Consider the following 572-nt stretch of genomic DNA (forward strand, 5'->3'; position numbering starts at 1 on the left):
ACAAACGGTGTAGCTTAGTATGTAAAAATTATAAATAACTAACAACTATCTTGACAAGTTCCGAAAATCAAACTGATTGTTAGCCGCATGCTGATTCGTTCTGACGTCGCAATTGACTATTTTTTGTTTTCTTTGGGTGCAATTCTAGCTTACATTCAATCATTCTTCTTTTCAGCTTGTTCAGTACAAATTGAGCCTGCTTTTCAGATACGCAATGTATTATCGCATCATCAGCATAACGCTCAAATGGTAGCGTTGAAAATTCACGCTCCATCCATTTATCGAACGTATAATGTAGAAAAAGATTGGCTAATAAGGGACTGATGACTCCCCCTTGAGGTGTGCCACTTTCTCTTGATTCGATTTTACCATCAAGATACATAACATCCGCTTTTAACCAACGCACTAGGGCAAGTTTGATCCATTTAGGTGGATTCTGTTTGTCTATTGCCTTTAACATAAGTTCATGATCGATATTATCGAAAAATCCTTTAATATCTAAATCAACAACCCATTTATACTTAAAGCAATTAGAACGAGCTTGTGCCACTGCATCATGTGCCGATTTACCT

1 protein-coding gene is annotated in these 572 nt (G+C 36.7%); it reads right to left on the reverse strand.

Going from position 1 to position 572, the window contains the following annotated elements; all coding sequences use genetic code 11:
- Positions 1-79: 79 nt before the first annotated feature.
- On the reverse strand, positions 80-572 hold a 493-nt coding region (locus tag ACFFIT_RS09425; protein WP_385877407.1), incomplete at its 5' end, for a reverse transcriptase domain-containing protein.

It is taken from the genome of Thorsellia kenyensis, assembly GCF_042432445.1.
In the GTDB taxonomy this organism is placed as follows: domain Bacteria; phylum Pseudomonadota; class Gammaproteobacteria; order Enterobacterales; family Thorselliaceae; genus Thorsellia; species Thorsellia kenyensis.